A 21338-nucleotide genomic window follows, 5' to 3' on the forward strand; every position below is an offset into this window, starting at 1 on the left:
GGGGGGGGAGGTGAGGGGGGGTGGGAAGGGCGCGGGCGGCCTGCGGATGCCTGAGGGTCATGGGGTTGGGGCGTGGGGAATGCGGACGCGTGACGGCCACGGGGCCGGGACAGGTGGAAGCGTGGCCGGAATGGGGTGTCGGCCTGCGGACGCGTGAGGGTCATGGGCTGGGGCGTGGGGAAGCGTGGCCGGAAGGCGGGTCGGCCTGCGGGCGCGTAATGGCCATGGGGCTGGGATACGCGGAAGTGTGGCCGGAATGGGGGGACGGGCTGCGGACGCGTGACGGTCAAGGGGGTGGGGCCCGCCCCGCGCAGCAAGGTGGGACGGCCTGCAGACGGAGGACCGGCGCAAGGGGTGGGGACGCGGCGGTATGTCCGCCCGCAGTACAGCACCCCACCCAAGCCAGTACTCGTGTACTCGCACAGCGCCCGAGGCGTTTCGAGGACGGACATACCGCCGCGTCCCCACCCCGCCCCACCACCCACCCGCACCCGCCCACCACCCGCACCCGGCGACGGACACACCACTGAGCCCTCACCCCGCCCTCGCCGCAAGCCCCCACATTCGCTAGGGTCCTGGCCCATGGCACACAACCCCCACGCCCCCCAGGGCCCCGAGGGCAACCACGACCCCGCGGGCAGCACGCAGATGTTCCGCGCCTTCGTCGACGAGGCCCCGCAGACGACCCGCACCCAGCAGAACGCCGCGCCCACCGGCCCCCGCGTCGGCCTGATCCTCGGCGTGATCCTCGGAATCGCCGTCGTAGCGGGCGTGGCCTGGCTGGCCCTCAAGTAACCAGCAGCCCCGGCAACTTCACAGCCACCAGCGACTTCACAGCTGCTTCAGGTCGCTTCACTTCCACTTCACGGAGACGTCCCGCGTCTCGATGTGCATGCCCAACGGCACCCGCCAGGCGTCCACACACACCGACCAGGTCTTCTCCTTCTTCTGCCCGGCGCCGATCGGCGCCGGCAGCTTCTCGGTCGACTCGATCGTGGCCCAGTCAACCCCGAGCGCCCCGATGACATGCGTGGCAAAGGTGACCGTCCCCGAACGCACGGGCGCACCGCCGGTGTTACGGAAGGCGACGGTCACCTTCTCGCACCACCGGTCATCGGCAGCGGCCCGCTCGGGCTTACCGACCTTGAGCACGGCGGGCCCACCGCCCGAGGGCTCACCACTATCTCCAGGCGCCGAGGGCGTCGTACCACCGGACCCTCCCGAACCACCGCCCCCCGAGCCGGATGACGGCGAAGACCCTCCGGACGGCGAGGAAGAACCCCCCGAGCCACCAGACCCACCAGACCCACCCGAGCCACCCGAACTCCCGCCCCCACCCGGCGACTTCCCCTGCAACCCACCGGACCCCTCACCGGAGCCGGACCCCCGCGCCCCAGAACCACCCCCGGACCCGGGCCCGGACCCGGCCCCGGAAGGACTACGGGCCTCATCCCGCACTCCACTCCGCACCCCACCCCGCCCCCCACTCCGCGCCCCATCCAACGGCACCAACGTCACATCCCCGCTGGGCCCCACACCTTTCCCGGGCGCCCGCTCAGGCGAGGCCCCCGCCGCCCCCGTGGCCACATACCCGTCACCGCTGTCACCGCCGCACGCGGCCAGCATCCCGCCCAGGCACACCACGGCCGCCCCGGCGCCCAGCACATTCCGAACACCACGTCGCATCGCGCCAGTGTGGCTGACGGTCCGTCAATTAGGAACCCCGTCAGCAACACCGCTCACACACGCAAGAGTTGACCCGCCGCCCAGCAACGGGCCACCTCTCAACCGCCGATCAGTCCCCGATCAGTCCCCGATCAGTCCCTCCCGCAGCTGCGCCAACGTCCGCGTCAGCAGCCGCGACACATGCATCTGCGAGATCCCGACTTCCTCACCGATCTGCGACTGCGTCATGTTCGCGAAGAACCGCAGCATGATGATCCGCCGCTCACGCGGCGGCAGCTTGGCGAGCAGGGGCTTCAACGACTCCCGATACTCGACGCCTTCGAGGGCGGAGTCCTCGTACCCGAGCCGATCGGCGAGCGACCCTTCACCACCGTCATCCTCCGGGGTGGGCGAGTCCAGCGAGGACGCCGTGTACGCGTTCCCCACCGCGAGGCCGTCGACGACGTCTTCCTCCGACACCCCGAGCGCCGCGGCGAGTTCGGGCACGGTCGGCGAGCGGTCCAGCTTCTGGGCCAGCTCGTCGCTCGTCTTCGTCAGCGCGAGGCGAAGCTCCTGCAGCCGCCGGGGCACCCGCACCGACCACGACGTGTCGCGGAAGAAGCGCTTGATCTCACCGACGACCGTCGGCATCGCGAACGTCGGGAATTCCACGCCCCGTTCGCAGTCGAAACGGTCGATGGCCTTGATCAGGCCGATGGTGCCGACCTGGACGATGTCTTCCATCGGCTCGTTCCGGCTGCGGAAGCGCGCCGCCGCGTACCGCACCAGAGGGAGGTTGAGCTCGATCAGCGTGTCACGTACGTAGACGCGCTCCGGGCTGTCCTCGTCGAGTGCGGTGAGCCGCAGGAACAGGGAGCGGGACAGGGTGCGGGTGTCGAGCGCACCGGTGGTCACGGAGGAGGCGGGAGCCTCGGTCGCCGCCGAAGTGTTCGGCGCGTCAGGCGTGGACGCGCTCTTCGTGAGTGTGAGCACCTTCGAGCTGCCCTGGTCTGCGGACATGCCACCCCCTTGAGGTCGCGGACGGTCACGGCGGGCGCTCCCGTCGGAGGAACGCAGCCTCCACCTGAATACCGGAGGCGGAGCTGCGCCAAACGCGGTTCCAGCAGAATGTCACATGTCGGCAACACGCTGTAGTTACTTGTCGACAAAGAAGGGTGACATCACCGCAGGAAGGAGGGGGTTTGAAGCGTCATCGCGGGCGGACGCGTCGGAAAGGTTCCGAACGGCAGTCCACCCGCAGCGGTTACGCCTCGATTCGATTTGCGGATCGAAGCCGCGCGAAGCTTCTGGCCAGCAGTCTTGACACATGCATCTGGGAAACGCCCAACTCGGCGCTGATCTGAGATTGCGTCAGATTGCTGTAGTAGCGCAGCAGCAGGATCCGCTGTTCCCGCTCGGGCAGTTGGACCAGGAGGTGCCGTACGAGATCGCGGTGCTCGACGCCGTCCAGGGCCGGGTCCTCGTAGCCGAGCCGGTCGAGCAGGCCGGGCAGCCCGTCGCCCTCCTGGGCCGCCTCCAGGGACGTGGCGTGGTACGAGCGGCCCGCCTCGATGCAGGCGAGCACCTCGTCCTCGCTGATGCGCAGCCGCTCGGCGATCTCCGCGGTCGTGGGCGAGCGCCCGAAGGCCGTGGTGAGGTCCTCGGTCGCGCCCGTCACCTGCACCCACAGCTCGTGCAGGCGCCGCGGTACGTGGACGGTGCGGACGTTGTCGCGGAAGTACCGCTTGATCTCGCCGACCACGGTGGGCATCGCGAAGGTGGGGAACTGCACGCCCCGGTCCGGATCGAAGCGGTCGATCGCGTTGATGAGGCCGATGGTGCCGACCTGGACGACGTCCTCCATCGGCTCGTTGCGGCTGCGGAAGCGCGCGGCCGCGTACCGCACGAGCGGCAGGTTGGCCTCGATGAGCGCACCGCGCACCCTGCCGTGCTCGGGACTGCCCGGCTCAAGGCCCTTGAGCTGGGCGAAGAGCACTTGTGTGAGGGCCCGGGTGTCGGCGCCCCGAGTGCTCGTGGTGCTTCTTGCCGCCTTCGCGGGTGGTGCTTCTGGCGCAGTACTGGCCGGCACGGTCAACGCCACCCCTTCTGGATCAAACTGGGTCGACCCCGTTCAACCACGGTCAACTCATCCGTCAAAAGCGGTCATAGCATCACAAGACATGTGCACTGTGTGCAAGCACCGCATAACGCCGTGTTGAGGGGCAAGTTGGGGCGTGAGACGCAGAAGGGCCCCTCACCGTTCCAGTGAGGGGCCCGATTTCGTACGCGGGGCGTGCCCCGGGCGTACGGACGGCTCAGAACTCGTAGTCCGCGATCACCCACGTGGCGAACTCGCGCCAGAGGGCCACACCGGCCTGGTGGGCCGGGTGCTCCAGGTAGCGCTTCAGCGCATCGGTGTCCTCGACCGCCGAGTTGATGGCGAAGTCGTACGCGATGGGGCGGTCCGTGATGTTCCAGTCGCACTCCCAGAACTTCAGCTCCGGGATGGCGCCGCCGAGTTCACGGAACGCCTTGACGCCCTCCACCACGCGCGGGTCGTCGCGCCGCACGCCGTCGTTGAGCTTGAAGAGGACCAGATGGCGGATCACAGGGCACTCCTAGGCGATAAGGGTTCAGCGCGCGTGGGCGGCGTGCGGGACGCTCACTTGTCGCCGCCTCCGTTGGCGACCCAGGTCATGAAGTCGCCGATGCTCTTGGCGGCGCTCGAAACGCCCTCGAACCCTATCTGCACGTAGTCGGCGGCCTTGGCGGGGTCCGTGATGATCACGTACAGCACGAAGACGACCAAGACGAACAGAGCGATCTTCTTCGGCTCCAACACGCTCATGGCCTCCCCTTTTCCCCTGCGCCCCGTGTGACCCCTGTGCAGGGCGTGAGTCTAACCCGGGGCCCCTGACGATCACCTTTCCCGGCCCCTTTCCTCACTTGGCCTTTAAGGACCAACGACCCGGCAGCACAGGCCCTTTGCCTGGCTGTGAGCGGTTGCGGGAGGAGCAGGATGGGTGATGAGCCCAGCGGATCTGGCAGGAATCCGCGGGCCAGGGACTGGACTCCACTGCGGGGTCCGCGCCGTCTGCTTCCCCCCTGACGGCGGTGTGGACTTGAGGGTTCCAGTCCTCGTCGGGGGAAGCGGCTTGTCCCCCCGATGCCGCTTCCCCCGTCCTAGCGGGATGAGCCCCGGCGCCTTAGCGGAGCGCCGGGGCTCTCGCGTATGCCCGTACGCCCGAATCTCCTCCACTCCCGAATCTCCACGGGAAACGAAGAAGGCCCCGTCCTCGCGGACGGGGCCTTCTTCAAGAGCGGTAGCGGAGGGATTTGAACCCTCGGTGACTTGCGCCACACTCGCTTTCGAGGCGAGCTCCTTCGGCCGCTCGGACACGCTACCGAGAGGAACTCTAGCCCAAGGTGGGCCGTGTTCTGAAATCCGTTTGGCGGAAGAAGCGACGCAGGGGTTCGGCGCACTCCTCGACGAGTACGCCCTGGATGACTTCGGGGCGGTGGTTGAGCCGCCGGTCGCGGACGACGTCCCAGAGGGAGCCGACCGCTCCGGCCTTCTCGTCGCGGGCCCCGTACACGAGGCGGCCGAGCCGGGACTGCTGGATGGCGCCCGCGCACATCGTGCACGGCTCGAGGGTCACCACGAGCGTGCACTCCGTGAGCCGCCACGCGCCGAGCCTGGCGGCCGCCCGGCGCAGCGCGAGCACCTCGGCGTGGGCGGTGGGGTCGTGGGCCGCCTCCCGTTCGTTGTGGCCCGTCGCGAGCACCGTCGCGCCGTCCGGGGACAGCACGACGGCGCCGACGGGCACGTCGCCGCCCCGGACGGCCTGCTCGGCCTCGGCCAGGGCGAGCCGCATCGGCGCCCGCCAGCGATCGCGTACGGGATCGGGGGTCTGGTCGTTCACATGGGGAACCTAGCGGACCGTTTCCAGCACCTCCGCCGCCCCGAGGACCTCGGCGATCTCGGAGAGCGCGTCACCGCTCTCCAGGCTGAGCAGGTTCTTCTCGGAGACACCGAGGTCGGCGAGGATCTCCGTGTCGCCGAGAGGACCGGCCGGGACGGCGTCGTCCGATCCGCCCTCTCCCTCGTCCTCGTCGTCGACGGAGTCCTCTCCGTCCTCGGTGCCGTCGAGGTCGAGGGCGTCCAGTTCGTCCGCCCCGTCGTCGCCCGGCTCACGGCCGAGCATCTCGTCGGTGAGCAGGATCTCCCCGTACGAACTGCGGGCGGCCGCGGCCGCGTCCGAGACGTAGACGCGCGGGTCCTCCTCGCCGTCCACGCGGACGACGCCGAACCAGGCGTCTTCCTGTTCGATGAAGACGAGCACTGTGTCGTCGTCGGCTTCGGCCTCCTCCCGGTGTTCCCGGGCCAGGTCGGCCAGATCCGACAGGGTCTCCACATCGTCGAGCTCCGTGTCGCTCGCTTCCCACCCGTCTTCGGTGCGCGCGAGCAGTGCGGCGAAGTACACCGTGACTCTCCCACTGGTCATAGGCAGTGCCGGTTGGCGGTTTGGGGTCCCCCCGGCGGAGGTCGGGGAGCGGGGAATTCCTGTTCCAAGCCCCGCCCACTCGGAATCGTGGCAGAAACGACGGCTTCAGGAGAGGTCTTCCGCCCGCTGTGTCCGCGTCCGGTTTCCGCGGGTGGGTCCCGGAGGCCGTCCGAAGGGCCTCGGTCACCAGCGGAACGTACGCATGCGCATCGCCTGTCGCATGCGTGCCGCCCGTGCGCGGCGCGGCTTCACACGGTCGCGCAGCTCGCGCGCCTCGGTCAGGTCGCGCAGGAACTGGGCGCGGCGCCTGCGGCGCTCCGCGTCCGTCTCACGAGAGCCCTGTGCGTTGTTCCGGTCCGGCATCGGCACACCACCCCAGTCAGTCCCTCCACTTTCCCCCCGATGGCGCGTTTGATGCCAGCGCGGAGGGATTCGGGGGTCTTGCGTGCCGGTTACTGTTGAGGCATGCGGATCCACGTCGTCGACCACCCGCTGGTGGCGCACAAACTCACCACGCTGCGCGACAAGCGCACCGACTCCCCGACCTTCCGGCGCCTCGCCGACGAGCTGGTCACCCTGCTCGCGTACGAGGCGACGCGGGACGTGCGCACCGAGCAGGTCGACATCGAGAGCCCGGTCGCGCAGACCACCGGCGTGAAGCTCTCCTACCCGCGGCCGCTGGTCGTGCCGATCCTGCGCGCCGGGCTCGGCATGCTCGACGGCATGGTGCGGCTGCTCCCCACCGCCGAGGTGGGCTTCCTCGGGATGATCCGCGACGAGGAGACGCTGCAGGCGTCCACGTACGCGACGCGCATGCCCGAGGACCTCTCCGGCCGCCAGGTGTACGTCCTCGACCCGATGCTGGCCACCGGCGGCACCCTGGTCGCCGCGATCCAGGAGCTCATCAAGCGCGGCGCCGACGACGTGACCGCCGTGGTGCTCCTGGCCGCGCCCGAGGGCGTCGAGATCATGGAGCGCGAGCTCGCGGGCACGCCGGTGACGGTGGTGACCGCCTCGGTCGACGAGCGGCTCAACGAGCACGGCTACATCGTGCCGGGCCTCGGCGACGCCGGGGACCGCATGTACGGAACGGCCGAATAGCGTCAGCAGTTCTTGCCGGACGACGAGGGCGTCGGGGAGGGCTTGGCCAGTGCGGTCAGGGCCTTCGCGGCGTCCTCTTTCTTCGCCAGGTCCTTGAACTCCGCGCCGAGGATCAGGTCGACGGCGGCGTCCTTGCGGGCGTCGGTCCTGCGCTCGGCGCCGCTGAGCTGGGTGGCGAGGACGGGGAGCGCGGTCTCGGCCTGGGACTTGGGGCCGAGCAGTATCCCGGTGCCCTTGACCTTCTTGTCGAACTCCTTGGTCGCGTTGCCCACCTTGCCGATGCGGAAGCCGCGCTTCTTCAGCTCGTCCGCGGTGTCCTTGGCGAGGCCGCCGCGGGGCGTGGCGTTGAAGACGTTGACCGTGATCCGGCCCGGCTCGGGCAGCGGCTTCGGCTTCGTGGCCGAGGGGCCCGAAGGCTTGGCGGAGGGCGCGGACTTCCCGGCGCAGCCGGACTTCGGACCGGCCGCCGTGGCCTTGTCACCGCCGCCCGTGAACACGTCGATGAGCTGCAGCGTGCCCCAGCCGACGAGACCGACGGCGACCGCGGACGCGATGACCGCGAGCACGATCCTGCGCCGCCCGTGGCCGCGGCGCATGCGCGGATATTTGTCCCCCGTGATGCGGTATTTGCCGCCCATGCCGGGGGGAGTGAGCATGCTCATGGGCGCAGCGTAGTGCGGCTCGGCAACGATGCCTACTAAATGATCATTACCTGACGCGCAGTCCAACCCAAAAGGGCCAATGCGGACTTGAGGCCGCGTCAGACGGCCTGCCTATGGGGTCTCCCCTGCTCGAACGGAGCTGAGAGCTTGGGGAAGGGATCAGCCCAGTTCGAGGACGCGGGCGTGCAGGACCTGGCGCTGCTGGAGCGCGGCGCGGACGGCGCGGTGCAGGCCGTCCTCCAGGTACAGGTCGCCCTGCCACTTCACGACGTGCGCGAAGAGGTCGCCGTAGAACGTGGAGTCCTCGGCGAGCAGGGTTTCCAGGTCGAGCTGGCCCTTGGTCGTCACGAGCTGATCGAGGCGGACCGGGCGCGGCGCGACGTCCGCCCACTGCCGGGTGCTTTCCCGGCCGTGGTCGGGGTACGGCCGGCCGTTTCCGATGCGCTTGAAGATCACACGGAAAGCCTACCGGGCGAGGCTCTCCGGGCGCAGCCATGGAGACGGAGTGCGACCCTGGGAAATGACGCCAGATTTCGGGGCAAACCGGGAACTCTCAAGCCGGGAACAGGGGCCGAAGTGAGCGAGAGCCAGCCGATACCGTCCACGCCGGACGAAGTGAACCGCCCGAACGAGTCAGGATCCGGCGCCGAGGTGACACCCGGAACTGGTTCCTCCAGATTCGTCCCGCCGACGGCTGCGGCCGCCGCTGCGGGTGGTGCGGGTGGTGCGGGCGGTGCGGAGGGCGGTGCGGCTCCTGCGGGCGCGGGCACGGGCGCGGGGGCGGGGGCCACCGCCACGGCCGCCGAGCCCGCCGTGCACCCGGAGTCCGTGACGTCGGCGGCCGCGCTGCCGCAAGAAGCCATGGAGATCGCCGCCGGGTACGCCTTCACGGGGCCCGCGCTCGACCTGGGGGCGCTGCTCTGGGACGGGCAGTGCCTGCCCGACGCGCAGATCCGCATTCCGCTGCCCATGCTCAACCGGCACGGGCTCGTCGCCGGGGCCACCGGTACCGGCAAGACGAAGACCCTGCAGCTCATCGCCGAGCAGCTGGCGGCGCAGGGCGTGCCCGTGTTCCTCGCGGACATCAAGGGCGACGTCTCCGGGATCTCGGCGCCCGGAGAGGCGAACGACAAGGTCGCGGAGCGGGCGCGGGACGTGGGGCAGTCGTGGGAGGCGACGGGGTTCCCGTGCGAGTTCTACGCGCTGGGGGGCATCGGGACCGGGATTCCCGTACGGGCCACCGTCACCAGCTTCGGTCCGGTGCTGCTCAGCAAGGTGCTGCAGCTCAACCAGACCCAGGAGCAGTCGCTCGGCCTGATCTTCCACTACGCGGACCAGAAGGGGCTCGAGCTCTTCGACCTGAAGGACCTGCGGGCCGTCGTCACGTTCCTGACCTCCGACGAGGGCAAGCCCGAGCTCAAGGAGATCGGCGGGCTCTCGTCGGTGACCGCCGGAGTGATCCTGCGGGCGCTCACGACCTTCGAGGCGCAGGGAATGGCCGACTTCTTCGGGGAGCCGGAGTTCGACACGAGCGAGTTCCTGCGGACGGCGCCGGACGGGCGGGGGCTCGTCTCGGTGCTCGAGCTGCCCGCCGTGCAGGACAAGCCGCAGCTCTTCTCGACCTTCCTGATGTGGCTGCTGGCCGACCTCTACAACGACCTGCCGGAAGTGGGGGACGTCGAGAAGCCCAAGCTCGTCTTCTTCTTCGATGAGGCCCACCTGTTGTTCAACGGGGCCTCCAAGGCGTTCCTCGAAGCGATCACCCAGACCGTCCGGCTCATCCGGTCCAAGGGCGTCGGCGTCTTCTTCGTGACCCAGACCCCGAAGGACGTGCCCGCCGACGTGCTCGCCCAGCTGGGCAACCGCGTCCAGCACGCGCTGCGCGCCTTCACGCCCGAGGACCAGAAGGCGCTGAAGGCGACCGTGAAGACCTTCCCGAACTCGGCGTACGACCTGGAGGAGGTCCTCACCGGGATCGGCACCGGTGAAGCCGTCATCACCGTGCTGAGCGAGAAGGGCGCCCCCACGCCGGTCGCGGCGACCCGGCTGCGGGCGCCGGAGTCGCTGATGGGGCCCGTGGACGCGGGGGCGCTCGACGCGGCGGTGAAGGGGTCGCTGCTGTACTCGCGGTACGCCGACGCCGTCGACCGGGAGTCCGCGTACGAGAAGCTGACCGCCCAGGAGGCCGAGACGCAGGCCCGCAAGCAGGCCGAGCTGGAGGCCCTGGAGGCCGAGAAGGCGGCTCGGGCCGCGGCGCGGGCGAAGCCGCAGGGGGATGGGTCCGTGGTGGAGCAGGTGGTGGGGAGCGGGATGTTCAAGTCGCTGCTGCGGTCGATGGGGACGCAGATCGGGCGGGAGATCTCGCGGTCCGTGTTCGGGACGGCTCGGAGGCGGCGTTGAGCGGGTGAGCTCCCGCTGGGGGCGCCGGGTCCGGGTGGCCCGGCGCCCCGCTCTGTTCCGGTGCTACTTCTCCTTGTCGTCCTGCCTGTTCTCCTTGCTGCGGTGCTCCGGCGCTGTGCGCTCCGCGGAGTCCGCGGGAGTGTCGCCGGGCGCGCTGCGGGATGCCTCGGCGCGCAGGAGGGCGCGCAGGGCCGCGTACGGGTCGATGGGCATGGCTGAGTGGTCCCTCTGCTGATGTGGGGGGTGAACAGGTCCGGGGGCGGGGCCTGTCAGCAGCGGAGGACCACCGTGCGGAGGATCTGCGCGGAGTAGGGGCGGCGGGGCGCGGAGCGGGCGTGGGCGTGGGGATCCTGAGGGCGTACGGCTGCTGCGCGCGGGGTGGTGCGGGGGGTCGGCTCGGCCGGGCGCGGGGAGTCCGGGGTGCGGGGAGCGGGGGCTTCCTGCTGGAGTTCGCCGGAGGGGTCGGGTGCGGGCTCGGGCGCCGGCGCGGTGGCGTAGGCGTAGGCGGGTGTGGCCGGGATGCCGTACGAGGGGAGGGTGGCGCAGAGGAGGGCGAGCAGGACGATGAGGAGCGTCCGTGTTCGCGGGGGTGTGGGTCGCCTGCGCCTCATGAGGGGCAATGTCCCCCATGGGCGGGGGGTTGTTGATCTATAGGCGGGGAGATCCGCCCTCTTGGGCTACGGAGAGGGTGCGCGGGTGACGCTCTCTCTGTCCGTCGTCGGTGGGGCGGGGTGGGGACGCGGCGGTATGTCCGTCCTCGAAAAGCCGGAGGCGCTGTGCGAGTACGAGTACTGGCCTGGGTCGCTTGCTGTACTGCGCGCGGACATACCGCCGCGTCCCCACCCCTTGCGCCGTCGATCGGCTGCGGGGCGGCCTCCGCTTATGCCTTTGCCGCCTTTGCCGCCGCCTTCATCTCCTGTTTGTGGGCGCGGACCTTTGCCAAGGTCTCGGGGTCCTTGATGTCCGCCACCGAGCGGAAGGACTTGGGCTCGCCGTAGGCGCCCGCCGCCTCTTGCCAGCCCTTGGGGCGTACGCCCATCTGCTTGCCCAGGAGCGCCAGGAAGATCTGGGACTTCTGCTTGCCGAAGCCGGGGAGGTCGTTCAGGCGCTGGAGCAGTTCCTTGCCGGTGGTGGCGTCCTCCCAGAGGGCCGTGGGGTCGCCGTCGTAGTGCTCGACCAGGTACTGGCAGAGCTGCTGGACGCGCTTGGCCATGGAGCCGGGGTAGCGGTGCACCGCCGGCTTGGTGGAGAGCAGTGCGGCGAAGGACTCGGGGTCGTAGGCCGCGATCTCGTGGGCGTCCAGGTCGTCCGCGCCCAGGCGCTGCGCGATCGTGTACGGGCCCGCGAACGCCCACTCCATGGGGATCTGCTGGTCGAGGAGCATGCCCACGAGGGCGGCCAGGGGGCTGCGGCTGAGGAGCTCGTCCGCCTCGGGCTGCTGGGCGAGGTGGAGGGTGACGTCGGCCTTGGCATTCATGTCTGCATGATCTCGCGGGGTGCGGAGTGGCGCGCTCCGGCGGCGGAAAATCCGGTGCGTCTGTCGCGGGGGCGCGTTAGCCTCGGATTCATGTCTACGCCCCGCATCTCTTAGCCAGGACACCCGCTTCCACGCCACACGTGTGTCCTGAGCCAAGAGTTTTTCGGAGCGACAACCATGATTACCGTCCGTGACGCGGACGTGCGCGTCGGTGCGCGTCTGCTGCTGTCCGGCGTTTCCTTTCACCTTGCCCCCGGCGATCGCGTCGGCCTCGTCGGCCGCAATGGGGCGGGCAAGACCACTTTGATGAAGGTGCTGGCGGGGGAGCTCGCGCCTGCTGGCGGAAGTGTTCGCCGCACGGGGTCCCTGGGGTATCTCTCGCAGGATCCCGGTGCCGCCGATCCCGAGGTCAGCGTGCGGGACCGGATTCTGTCCGCCCGTGGGCTCGATCGGGCCGTGCGGGAGCTGCGTGCTGCCGAGGGGGTGATGGCCGCTGCGGGCGGGGGCGCCGAGCTGGAGCGGGCCATGGGGCGGTACGTGCGGGCCGAGGAGGAGTTCCAGGCCCGGGGCGGGTACGCGGGGCAGGGGGAGGCCGCGCGGGTCGCCGCGGGGCTCGGGCTGCCCGAGCGGGTGCTGGGGCAGGCCGTCGGGGAGCTGTCCGGTGGGCAGCGGAGGCGAGTTGAGCTCGCCCGGATTCTCTTCGCCCGGCATGACGTGCTGCTGCTCGACGAGCCCACCAACCATCTCGACGCCGACTCCGTTGCCTGGCTGCGGAGTTATCTGGCTGGCTATCCGGGGGGTGTTCTTCTTGTCAGTCATGATCGGGAGCTGCTGGGGGGTGTCGTCAATCGGGTCTTCGCGTTGGATGCGGGGCGGGGTGTCGTCGACGTCTACAACACCGGGTGGGACGTCTATCTCGAGCAGCGCGACGCCGCTGAGCGGCGGCGGGTGCGGGAGCGTGCCGCCGCCGAGCGCAAGGCCGCCTCGCTGCGCGCCCAGGCCGCCACGATGCGGGCCCGTGTCTCCACCGCGACCCGCGCCAAGAACATGGAGCGCAGGGCCGGGCGCATGCTCGACGCCCTGGAACCCGTACGCCGGGTGGACAAGGTCGCCCGGATCCGGCTGCCCGAGCCCGCGCCCTGCGGGCGGATGCCGCTCGGGGCCGTCCGGCTCGTGAAGGCGTACGGGGGCCGGAGCGTTCTGGGAGGGGTTGACCTTGCCGTTGACCGGGGGGCACGGTTGGTCGTTCTCGGGCTCAACGGGGCCGGGAAGACCACCCTGTTGAGGCTTCTCGCCGGGCAGGAGCAGCCCGACTCGGGGCGGGTCGTGCACGGGCACGGGCTGCGGCTCGGGTACTTCGCGCAGGAGCACGACACCCTGCGCGCCGACCTGACCGTGCGGGAGAACCTCGCCGGGGCCGCGCCGCATCTGACGGACGGGGAAGTGCGGGGGGTGCTGGGGTCCTTTCTGTTCGGGGGCGATGACGCCGAGAAGGCCGTCGGCGTCCTGTCCGGGGGCGAGAAGACGCGGCTCGCGCTCGCCGGGCTCGTGCACTCGGGGGCCAATGTGCTGCTCCTGGACGAGCCGACGAACAACCTCGACCCGGCGTCGAGGGACGAGGTGCTCGGGGCCGTCGGCACGTATCCCGGTGCCGTCGTGATGGTCACCCATGACGAGGGGGCCATCGACGCGCTGCGGCCCGACCGGGTCCTCGTCCTGCCGGACGGGGTCGAGGACCTGTGGAGTGCCGACTATCGGGAGCTTGTCGCTCTTGATTGAGCCGCCTCGGGCTCGAACTGCCTTGTGGCGTGCGGGAGTTACCAGGTCTGTGAACCCTGCATCGGGCGGGGGAGGGGCTTTGTCTCCTTCCCCGACCGGCGCAGGCGCAGGGCGAGGAGGGGGAAGACCAGGACCGAGACCATGCCCGCGCCGACCAGGGCCGCCGCCTCGCCCGCCGTCAGGACCTTGTCGTCGAGGCCGATCGTGGTGATGGCGACGACGAGGGGGAGCGCCGTGGCGTTGTGGAGGAGGAGCGCCGTGCGGTCCCTGCGGTCGAGGTCGCGGGGGGCGAGGGCGTACGCGGGCAGGCCGCGGACCAGGAGGAAGAGCAGGACGAAGGCGGGGAGGAGGAGCAGGGAGCGGCCGCCGTGCAGGAGGGCGTCCAGGTCGAACTGGATGCCCGTCACGATGAAGAAGATCGGGACGAGGAAGCCGAAGCCCATCGCCTCGATCTTGGAGAGGATCAGCTCGCTGCTCTCCGGGGCGGCGCCGTTCAGGACGAGCCGGGTGAGCAGGCCCGCCGCGAAGGCGCCGAGGAGCGTGTCGAGGCCGAAGGCGGCGGCGAGGCCGAGCATCGCCGCGAGCAGCAGCATCACGAAGCGGACCGCGAACTGGGCGCTGCTGTGCAGGGTCCTGGCGATGACGTCGGCGAACCAGGGCGGGCGCGGGCGCAGGGCCCAGAGGACCGCGGCGGCCGTCACGGCGGCGAAGGCGGCGAGCAGGACGGTGGAGCGGCCCGGGTTGCGGCCGCTGAGGAGCAGCGACATCGCGATGATCGGGCCGAATTCGCCGACCGTCCCGAACGCCATCATGACCGTCCCGAAGCGGCCCTTCAGGTCCCCGGAGTCGCGCAGGATCGGCAGCACCGTGCCGAGCGCGGTGCTGGTCAGGGCGGTGCCGATGACGAAGCTCTTGGTGACCGCGCCGCCGGTCAGCGCGAAGGCGATGCCGAGCCCGGCCGCCAGCGAGATCCCCCAGGCCCCCACCGAGCGGCGCAGGGTGTCCCCGCGCACGGCCGCGAACTCGATCTCGTACCCGGCGAGGAAGATCAGCATCGACAGGCCGAGGTGGGAGAGGACGTCGACGGCCTCCTCGTGGTGGGTGAGGCCGAGCGCGTCGGGGCCGATGAGGATGCCGAGGAGGATCTCGAAGATCACGAGCGGGACCGGGATCCAGCGGCCGATGCCGTACGAGAGGAGGGGGGCGAGCACCGCGATGCTCATGATCAGGATCAGCGTCCCCGGCTGCGACATAGTCCGTATCTAACAGTAAAGTCGGGCAAAACGGTCAGTCGGACTCTGTGGCGCGTGAGGGGATCCATGAGCCAGGACGTGGACGAGAAGGCGGACGAGAAGGCGGACGAGAGGAACGGGGGCGTTCCGGCGGTGAAGCCGGGGCTGTGGAAGCGGTGCCTGTGGGGCGGGCTCGCCCTGTGGCTGCTGACCGCCGTCATCACGTACGCCACCAAGAACACCAACCTGCTGCCCACCCTCATCCTCCTCGGCAGTTTCCTGGTCCCGGGTGTCTTCGTGCTCTGGGCGTACGAGAAGCACGGCCGCGACCTCGGGCTCGGGGTGCTGCTCAACTGCTTTGTGGTGGGCGGCGTCCTGGGGGTGCTCGGGGCCTCGGTCATGGAGTACTACCTGGTGCATCCCTCGGTGTGGATGTTCGTCCTGGTGGGGCTCATCGAGGAGGCCGTGAAGCTGGCCGCGCTGATGTGGGTGCTGCGGCGGTTCCGGCGGCTGCGCGGGGTGCGGGCCGGGATGGTGCTCGGGGCGGCGGTCGGCTTCGGGTTCGCCGCGTTCGAGAGCGCGGGGTACGCGTTCAACGCCGTCGTCACGATGCGCGGGCTCGACCTGCGCTCGCTGATGGAGACGGAGATCCTGCGGGGGCTGCTCGCGCCGTTCGGGCACGGGCTGTGGACGGCGATCGCGGGCGGGGTGCTGCTGAGGTTCCGGGAGCCGGGGGGCCGCTTCCGCTTCCCGGGCGCCGTCGTCCTCACGTATCTCGGCGTCTCCCTGCTGCACGCCCTGTGGGACTCGATGCACGGCATCGCCATCTGGCTGGTCACGCGCGTCACCGACACCGGACTGCAGCGCCAGCTCTTCGCGCAGGGCTATATGCCCGAGCCCACCCAGCAGCAGAAGCACCTGTTCACGGCCTTCTCGGACGGAGGGCTCGTCCTTGTCTCGCTGGTGGGGGTGGCGTGGCTTCTCAGCCTCGCGCGATCGGGCCGGTCGGGTCCGTCGGACGGGCCGGGCCGGCCGGGGAGCGCGAGACGCCGGCCGGCTCGCTAGCGTCGGAACGCCGCCGAGGCCAGCCCGAACTCGCCCCGGGGCAGGCCGAGTTCGTGCCGGATCGGCTTCGTCGCGAGGCCCATCACCGTCTTGTCACCGTCTTGTCGGCGAAGTTGACGAGCACGAACGCGAGCAGGGTCCACGTGGTGCGCCAGGCGGCGCCGGTGCCGCTGCTCCTGTGCTCCGTCATAACCCGCGCTCCCCTTCGTCGACGACGGCTCGGGTCCCGCGCAGCGGCCCCGCACCGCCTCGATCCTGTGGCGGCCGGGGCGTGCGCGGCAGGCGCCGGGGTCACAGTTCCGGGGGCCGGTTAGTGTGACGTGTCACAAGGAGGAGCCATGGGGGACACAGAGGCTACAGAGGCTACGGAGACGGATCCGCTCCCGGAGCTGAGTGACGCGGCCCGCGCCCTCGCCGCCCGCTGCGAGCCCCGGGTGAACGAGCTGGCCCGGCGCATGAGCCAGGGCGCCTTCGGGCGGCTGCGCGGCTACGACCGGCTCCCGTCCGACGTGAGGGACGTGGAGATCGCCGCCACCGCCCGGCACGGCCTGCGCCTCTTCCTCGACCGGGTCGGCGGCGGCGAGGGCGCGCACCCGGCGGGCGACTACGACTACTTCCGCGAGCGCGCCGCCCAGCGCGCCGAGGAGGGCATGCCCCTGCACCTGCTCCTCGGCACCCACACGCTCGGCGCGCACGTCCTGTGGCGGGCCCTGCGGGACGCGGCGCGCCCCGGCGAGGAGGGCGCCCTGGCCGAGCTGAGCGACTACCTCTTCGGCGCCCAGCAGCGCATCGTCACCGCCGTCACCGAGACCTACCTCGACGAGCAGACCGCCATCGCGGCCGAACGCAGGGAGGAGCGGCGGTCGTTGGCGCGGGCCCTGCTGGCGGGCGCCGGGGGCGCCGGGGGCGGCGGGGGCGGCGGGGGCGGCGGGGGCGGCGGGGGCGGCGGAGTCGAGGGGCCGGTCCTGGTCCTCTGTCTGCGGTTCCCCCCGGGCTCCGTTCCCGCGCCCTCGCCCACTCCGGCGCCCGTGGCCGCGCGCCGCCTGGCCCGCCGGCTCCAGGCCGCCCTCGACCGGGCCTTCGGCGCCGAGGCGCTGACGCTGGTGGACGGGGGCGGCGGGCACGCCCTGGTGCCGGGACACACCGACGTACCCGATGAACTGCCCGCCCTGCTCAGGGAGTTGAGGGAGATCTGCGGACCGGGGCTGCGCCTCGCCGCCGCCCGTGCCGAGCGCCCCGCGGACATCCCGGAGGCCGCCCGCACCACCACGGAGATCGTCCGGGTGGCCCGCGCCTGCGGCCGCCCGCCGGGCCTGCACCGGCTCGACGACGTGCTGCTCGAGTTCCACCTCTCCCGGACCGGCGCGGGCAGCGAGCGGATCGCCGCGCTGCTCGAACCGGTCGCGGACCGGCCCGAGTTGACCGAGACGCTGCGCACCTACCTGGAGGCGGGCCAGGACCGCAGGGCCACCGCGCGGCGGCTCAGCCTGCACCCCAACACGGTCGACAACCGCCTCACCCGCGTCGCCGCCCTGACCGGCATCGACCTCACCACGCCGCACGGGACCGCGCTGGCCCTCGCGGCCCTGCTGCTCCGTATGCGGACGGAGTGATGGAATCCCGTACGGCATGACGGATTCCCGCACGACGTGACGGATTCCCGTATAGCGTGACGGATTCCCGCACGACGTGACGGATTCCCGTACGGGAGGACCCGCCTGCGTACGGGCTATTCGATCTCGACGGCGCCGCCGGACGACTGGCCCGCCTCGCCCCGGTCGCCCCGGTTCGCCTGACCGCCCAGGTACCGCTGGATCGCGGTGCCCGGCCCGTCGGCGCCGGACTTCTCCGCCCCGTTGCCCGAGAGGTTCGTGCGCACCGAGTCGAGGATCGTCAGGCCCTGGCCGACGAGGCCGGCCGCGATCTCGCCGAGGCCGTCGGCGCCGTTGAGGACGTTGACGTTGGCGCCGGAGAGGCCCGCCGACGCCTCCTTGACGATCTGCGGGAGCTGGTCGATCAGCATCCGGTCCAGCGCCACCCGGTCGTACGAGGCGGCGGCCTCGGCCTGGATCTTCATCCGCTCGGCCTCCGCCATCGCGAGCACCCGGATCCGCTCGGCGTCGGCCTCGGCGGGCTTGACCACCTCGGCGACCAGCTGCTGCTGGCGCAACTCGGCCTGGCGCTGGGCGAGTTCGGTCTGCGCGTCCAGGACCTCCTGCTGTGCGTGCGCGTCCGCGAGCGGGCCCGCCTGGGCGGCCCTGGCCTGGGCGCGGTCCACCTCCGCGGTGTACTCGGCCTGCACGACGGCGGTCTGGCGGGCGTACTCCGCCTGGTTGCGGGCGGCCACCTGCTCGGCCTCGGCGGCGGCCTGCTTCGCCTTCGCCTGGGCGATCTGGGCCTGCTGCTGGATGGCCGCCTTGTGCGGGGCGGACATCGCCGCGATGTAGCCGGTGTCGCCGTCGTCGATGGACTGGATCTGCAGCGAGTCCACGTGCAGGCCGATCTTCGCCATCTCGGCCTTCGAGGTGTCCAGGACCTCCGTGGCCAGCTTCTGCCGCTCCGTGACGATCTCCTCGACCGTCATCGAGCCGATGATGGACCGGAGGTGACCGGCGAAGATGCGCCCGGTCAGGACGGACATCTGGTCCTGGTCGGAGAGGAAGCGCTGCCCCGCGTTGACGATCGACTCGTCGTCGTTGCCGACCTTGAAGGCGATCACGGCGCGCACGGTCAGGGCGATGCCCTGCCGGGTCACGCACTTCTCGACGACCTCCGCCTCGCACATCGCGAGGGTGAGGAAGCGGGTCTTGCGGAAGACCGGCAGCACGAACTTGCCGTGGCCCGTCACGACGCGGAACGGCGCGCCCTTGAGCCCTCGCCTGCCGCCCGAGATCAGCATCGCCTGGTCGGGTGCGGGAACGCGGTAACCGAACATGGATCGTCTCCTCAACCTGCGTCGCCGGACCCGCCGGTCAACGCGTCCAACGGATCAGCCCATGCGATGACGGCGACCTGACGGCTGCCCCGCGACTCGATCACCAGCACGGTGGCGCCATGGGGGAGCGGCTCGTCGGACCAGGCGAGGAAGGTCTCGGAGCCCCCGCGGACCCGTACCAACACCTCACCCGGTCCCGCGACTCCACGGGTGCCGATGACCAGCTCCCCCGTGAGGCCGACGACAGCCTCGTCCGGCGCCATGGGCGGCCGCCCCCTTGTCGTGCACATACGTCATGCCTGGTCCGTGTGCCTGGTCTGCCAGCTGTCATGCCTGGCCCTGGATCCTGACCTTAGCGCTCCAGACACCAAGGGCCCACGGTTGGTTCCCGGTTACCCAGTCGCCCTTGAGTACGCGCACTCATGTGGGCGCCGGGGCCGCAGAGTTGACTGGTCCCATGTCCGAGACCACCGCTCCCGCGCAGCCGGCTCCCCGGCAGGCGACCGCGGCTCCCCGCTCCTGGGTCGCGCCCCTGGTCGCGTCCCTCATCACCCTGCCCCTGATGGGCCTCGCCTACCTCAGCGCCGGGTTCTCCTCGATGGCCTGCGACGCCTGCTCGAGCGCGGAGGCGGCTCCGTTCGAGTCCAGCTTCGAAGTGGCGTTCCTCCTCCTCCAGTTCGGCCTGTTCATCCCGGCGGGCATGCTCGTCGCCAGCTGGTCCATGCCCGCGCAGCAGCGCTACGAAGCGAAGCGGGCGCTGGTGGCGTTCCTCGCCCCGGTCGTCGTGGTCTTCGAGTTCCTGCTCTTCATGGCGCTGGTCGACTGGCCGTGACCGCGGACGTGGGCGTGGGCGTGACCGTGGCTGTGACCTTCTGACGCCGACGGTGTACGAGGGCCAGGGCGAGCGCCACGGCCACTGCCGCCAGGTGCTCGCGGCCCGCGAGGTCGGGGCGGGCCACTGAGCCGATGACGGTGGACAGCGCCCCCGCGGCGAACAGGGCGGTGGACCCGCGGACCGCCGCCACATAGACGAAGAGCCCCACGATCGCGGCGGACGCCCCGGTGTCCACAGCCTGTGCGGTGTCGGCGGGCAGCCCCACGCGCTCCGGCCCGAGCGCCACCATGAGGCGCGCCGTCACGGTTCCGGCGAGCGTCACGCCGTACGCGACGAACAGGGTCCGCGCCCACCCGAGCAGCAACTGCCCGAGCGCGAAGGCGAAGAAGAGCCGCGGCAGTCCGCCCCACGCCGACAGGTCCCGCGCGGGGACGAAGAGCGAGACCGGGGTGCGCAGCAGGGACACCCAGAACGGCTGGTCCGCGCGCACCTCGCTGAGCACGCGCAGCGCGGCGTCCCCGGCGGGCGTCTGCTGCCAGGCGTGCAGGCCGACGACGGAGACGACGGCGAACAGGGCCAGCGAGATCCCGGCGACGCCGCGCACCCGGAGCGCACGCCAAGCGGCGACCGGGACGGCCCGCCCTTCGTGACGGAGAGCGGTCCGGAGGGCGGCGGCACAGCGCAGGAGCCGGGGGACGGTCCGCCGCGGGGCCCCGGCAGCCTGCCCTTCGTACGCCTGTCCGGTGCTCGATATGCCGCCGTCGACGTCGCCCGCGCCCGCTGTGTCCGTGCTCGCACCGTCGACGTCGCCCGCGCCCGCACCGTCGACGTCGCCCGCGCCCGCTGTGCCCGCGCTCGCCGCGCCTTCGCTCGCCGTGCCCGTGTCCGCCGTGCCCTCGGTGGCGCTCTCCGCCGCTATCCGCGACACCCGCCGCCCCCGTCCTTGTCCCCGCTCCCGTTCCCGTTCCCGTTCCCGCTCTCCTCGCCACGGGCGCCGTCCCAGCCGCGTTCGAGGAGGGCGAAGCCGCGCTCGACGGCGGCGCGGCGGGTGTGCGGGCCGCTGGCGATGTCGCCCGTCTGGAGGGCGAAGCGCGCCAGGGCCGCGCAGAGGAGGTCGTCCTCGGGGGCGCCCTCGGCCTCGGCGACGGCGCGGGCCAGGGCCGTCTCGTGGCGCATCCACATCCGTCGGCCGTAGTCGTGCAGGGCCGGGGTGTTCTCGATGAGCGCGACGAAGTCCTGCTGCTCGGGCTCGTCCCGCGCCGGGTCCGTGAGCTCCAGGATCCGCTCGCGCAGGGCCGCGAGGACCGACTGGCCGGGGCCGCGGTCCCGCACGGCCGAGACCAGGTACTCCTCGATCTCCGAGTCCCGGTCGAAGACCAGCGCCTCCTTGCTCGGGAAGTGCTTGAAGAGCGTCGTCGTGGAGACGTCGGCGGCGTCCGCGACGTCCTTCACGCTCACGCGGTCGTAGCCGCGCTCCAGGAAGAGCCGCAGCGCCGCGTCGGCCAGGGCCTTGCGGGTGGCGGCCTTCTTGCGCTCGCGGCGGCCCGGGGCGGGGGCGGGGGGCTGCGGCGTGGTGTCGGTCATGGTCCGAGCGTACCCCTCTCGGTTGCCCCGCTTTAAAAGTTGTCTCGTTGCACTTATTTAGTGAGTGTGCTTTTCTGATGGCGTCGAGGGTGCCCGGA

At 71.2% G+C, this 21338-nt stretch carries 25 protein-coding genes and 1 tRNA gene; 7 read left to right on the forward strand and 19 right to left on the reverse strand.

The genetic code is table 11. From position 1 onward, the window contains the following. Positions 1-582 precede the first annotated feature (582 nt). On the forward strand, positions 583-795 hold the full coding sequence (locus tag ACQB60_RS42160) for a hypothetical protein (protein WP_496931403.1): 213 nt from the start codon (positions 583-585) through the stop codon (positions 793-795). A gap of 57 nt (positions 796-852) precedes the next feature. On the opposite strand, the gene ACQB60_RS42165 is transcribed toward ACQB60_RS42160, so the two are convergent. The 9 genes from ACQB60_RS42165 to ACQB60_RS42205 all read right to left on the reverse strand — a co-directional run bounded on the left by ACQB60_RS42165 (position 853) and on the right by ACQB60_RS42205 (position 6533). After that, positions 853-1152 carry a hypothetical protein gene (locus tag ACQB60_RS42165; RefSeq protein ID WP_384828972.1) on the reverse strand — a complete coding sequence of 100 codons (300 nt, stop codon included), beginning with the start codon at positions 1150-1152 and terminating at the stop codon, positions 853-855. 654 nt (positions 1153-1806) lie between these two features. Beyond that, entirely contained in the window at positions 1807-2685 is an 879-nt protein-coding gene (locus ACQB60_RS42170) for an RNA polymerase sigma factor SigF (protein ID WP_384828970.1), read from the reverse strand. 244 nt (positions 2686-2929) lie between these two features. Continuing rightward, positions 2930-3766 (reverse strand): RNA polymerase sigma factor SigF, encoded by an 837-nt coding sequence (locus ACQB60_RS42175; protein ID WP_496931404.1) that lies wholly within the window; start codon positions 3764-3766, stop codon positions 2930-2932. A 214-nt stretch (positions 3767-3980) separates the two neighbouring features. After that, positions 3981-4274 (reverse strand): Dabb family protein, encoded by a 294-nt coding sequence (locus ACQB60_RS42180; protein WP_384828966.1) that lies wholly within the window; start codon positions 4272-4274, stop codon positions 3981-3983. A 53-nt stretch (positions 4275-4327) separates the two neighbouring features. Further along, positions 4328-4513 (reverse strand): hypothetical protein, encoded by a 186-nt coding sequence (locus tag ACQB60_RS42185; RefSeq protein WP_384828964.1) that lies wholly within the window; start codon positions 4511-4513, stop codon positions 4328-4330. A 473-nt stretch (positions 4514-4986) separates the two neighbouring features. Continuing rightward, a tRNA-Ser gene (locus ACQB60_RS42190) sits at positions 4987-5071 on the reverse strand. A 10-nt stretch (positions 5072-5081) separates the two neighbouring features. Continuing rightward, the gene (gene tadA, locus ACQB60_RS42195) at positions 5082-5540 is read right to left on the reverse strand and encodes a tRNA adenosine(34) deaminase TadA (protein WP_496931471.1); all 459 of its coding nucleotides are present in this window, start codon (positions 5538-5540) and stop codon (positions 5082-5084) included. 57 nt (positions 5541-5597) lie between these two features. Beyond that, positions 5598-6149 (reverse strand): tRNA adenosine deaminase-associated protein, encoded by a 552-nt coding sequence (locus tag ACQB60_RS42200; RefSeq protein WP_496931405.1) that lies wholly within the window; start codon positions 6147-6149, stop codon positions 5598-5600. A gap of 204 nt (positions 6150-6353) precedes the next feature. Beyond that, positions 6354-6533: a hypothetical protein gene (locus ACQB60_RS42205; protein WP_496931406.1), complete on the reverse strand. Its 180-nt coding sequence runs from the start codon at positions 6531-6533 to the stop codon at positions 6354-6356. 102 nt (positions 6534-6635) lie between these two features. Between ACQB60_RS42205 and upp the strand changes: the two genes are divergently transcribed. Continuing rightward, on the forward strand, positions 6636-7271 hold the full coding sequence (gene upp, locus ACQB60_RS42210) for a uracil phosphoribosyltransferase (protein WP_384828958.1): 636 nt from the start codon (positions 6636-6638) through the stop codon (positions 7269-7271). 2 nt (positions 7272-7273) lie between these two features. On the opposite strand, the gene ACQB60_RS42215 is transcribed toward upp, so the two are convergent. Together ACQB60_RS42215 and ACQB60_RS42220 are read right to left on the reverse strand one after the other, a co-directional pair. Next, entirely contained in the window at positions 7274-7933 is a 660-nt protein-coding gene (locus ACQB60_RS42215) for a LytR C-terminal domain-containing protein (protein WP_496931407.1), read from the reverse strand. A gap of 159 nt (positions 7934-8092) precedes the next feature. Beyond that, positions 8093-8389, reverse strand: a complete 297-nt coding sequence (locus ACQB60_RS42220; protein ID WP_003955420.1) for a type II toxin-antitoxin system VapB family antitoxin — start codon at positions 8387-8389, stop codon at positions 8093-8095. 405 nt (positions 8390-8794) lie between these two features. Between ACQB60_RS42220 and ACQB60_RS42225 the strand changes: the two genes are divergently transcribed. Next, on the forward strand, positions 8795-10333 hold the full coding sequence (locus ACQB60_RS42225; RefSeq protein WP_496931472.1) for a helicase HerA-like domain-containing protein: 1539 nt from the start codon (positions 8795-8797) through the stop codon (positions 10331-10333). Between the two features lie 63 nt (positions 10334-10396). Here ACQB60_RS42225 and ACQB60_RS42230 read toward each other — a convergent pair whose 3' ends face one another. The 3 genes from ACQB60_RS42230 to ACQB60_RS42240 form a co-directional block, all read right to left on the reverse strand. Next, complete coding sequence (locus ACQB60_RS42230) at positions 10397-10546, reverse strand: hypothetical protein (protein ID WP_496931408.1); 150 nt, start codon at positions 10544-10546, stop codon at positions 10397-10399. 56 nt (positions 10547-10602) lie between these two features. After that, a complete protein-coding gene (locus ACQB60_RS42235; protein ID WP_496931409.1) occupies positions 10603-10944 on the reverse strand; it encodes a hypothetical protein in 342 nt (113 codons plus the stop codon). Between the two features lie 269 nt (positions 10945-11213). Further along, positions 11214-11810, reverse strand: coding sequence for an HhH-GPD-type base excision DNA repair protein (locus tag ACQB60_RS42240; RefSeq protein WP_496931410.1), 597 nt, complete (start codon positions 11808-11810; stop codon positions 11214-11216). Positions 11811-11987: 177 nt separating this feature from the next. Here ACQB60_RS42240 and ACQB60_RS42245 point away from each other — a divergent pair, with 177 nt between their 5' ends. Further along, a complete protein-coding gene (locus tag ACQB60_RS42245; protein WP_496931411.1) occupies positions 11988-13589 on the forward strand; it encodes an ABC-F family ATP-binding cassette domain-containing protein in 1602 nt (533 codons plus the stop codon). Between the two features lie 38 nt (positions 13590-13627). On the opposite strand, the gene ACQB60_RS42250 is transcribed toward ACQB60_RS42245, so the two are convergent. Continuing rightward, positions 13628-14842, reverse strand: coding sequence for a cation:proton antiporter (locus ACQB60_RS42250; protein WP_496931412.1), 1215 nt, complete (start codon positions 14840-14842; stop codon positions 13628-13630). A gap of 66 nt (positions 14843-14908) precedes the next feature. On the opposite strand from ACQB60_RS42250, the gene ACQB60_RS42255 reads away from it, so the two are divergent. Continuing rightward, positions 14909-15886, forward strand: a complete 978-nt coding sequence (locus ACQB60_RS42255) for a PrsW family intramembrane metalloprotease (RefSeq protein WP_496931413.1) — start codon at positions 14909-14911, stop codon at positions 15884-15886. A gap of 338 nt (positions 15887-16224) precedes the next feature. Beyond that, positions 16225-17499 (forward strand): PucR family transcriptional regulator, encoded by a 1275-nt coding sequence (locus ACQB60_RS42260; RefSeq protein WP_496931414.1) that lies wholly within the window; start codon positions 16225-16227, stop codon positions 17497-17499. A gap of 116 nt (positions 17500-17615) precedes the next feature. Here ACQB60_RS42260 and ACQB60_RS42265 read toward each other — a convergent pair whose 3' ends face one another. Continuing rightward, on the reverse strand, positions 17616-18821 hold the full coding sequence (locus ACQB60_RS42265) for an SPFH domain-containing protein (protein ID WP_496931415.1): 1206 nt from the start codon (positions 18819-18821) through the stop codon (positions 17616-17618). Between the two features lie 11 nt (positions 18822-18832). Continuing rightward, positions 18833-19084, reverse strand: coding sequence for an NfeD C-terminal domain-containing protein (locus ACQB60_RS42270; RefSeq protein WP_496931416.1), 252 nt, complete (start codon positions 19082-19084; stop codon positions 18833-18835). A gap of 194 nt (positions 19085-19278) precedes the next feature. Between ACQB60_RS42270 and ACQB60_RS42275 the strand changes: the two genes are divergently transcribed. Beyond that, on the forward strand, positions 19279-19653 hold the full coding sequence (locus ACQB60_RS42275) for a hypothetical protein (RefSeq protein WP_496931417.1): 375 nt from the start codon (positions 19279-19281) through the stop codon (positions 19651-19653). Here ACQB60_RS42275 and ACQB60_RS42280 read toward each other — a convergent pair. Both ACQB60_RS42280 and ACQB60_RS42285 read right to left on the reverse strand, forming a co-directional pair. Further along, a complete protein-coding gene (locus tag ACQB60_RS42280) occupies positions 19628-20584 on the reverse strand; it encodes a hypothetical protein (protein WP_496931418.1) in 957 nt (318 codons plus the stop codon). The genes ACQB60_RS42275 and ACQB60_RS42280 overlap by 26 nt on opposite strands. Then, a complete protein-coding gene (locus ACQB60_RS42285) occupies positions 20572-21240 on the reverse strand; it encodes a TetR/AcrR family transcriptional regulator (RefSeq protein WP_496931419.1) in 669 nt (222 codons plus the stop codon). The genes ACQB60_RS42280 and ACQB60_RS42285 overlap by 13 nt, the downstream gene beginning before the upstream one ends. Positions 21241-21338: the final 98 nt, after the last annotated feature.

Origin of the sequence: Streptomyces odontotermitis (assembly GCF_050510915.1) — a bacterium.
Taxonomy (GTDB): domain Bacteria; phylum Actinomycetota; class Actinomycetes; order Streptomycetales; family Streptomycetaceae; genus Streptomyces.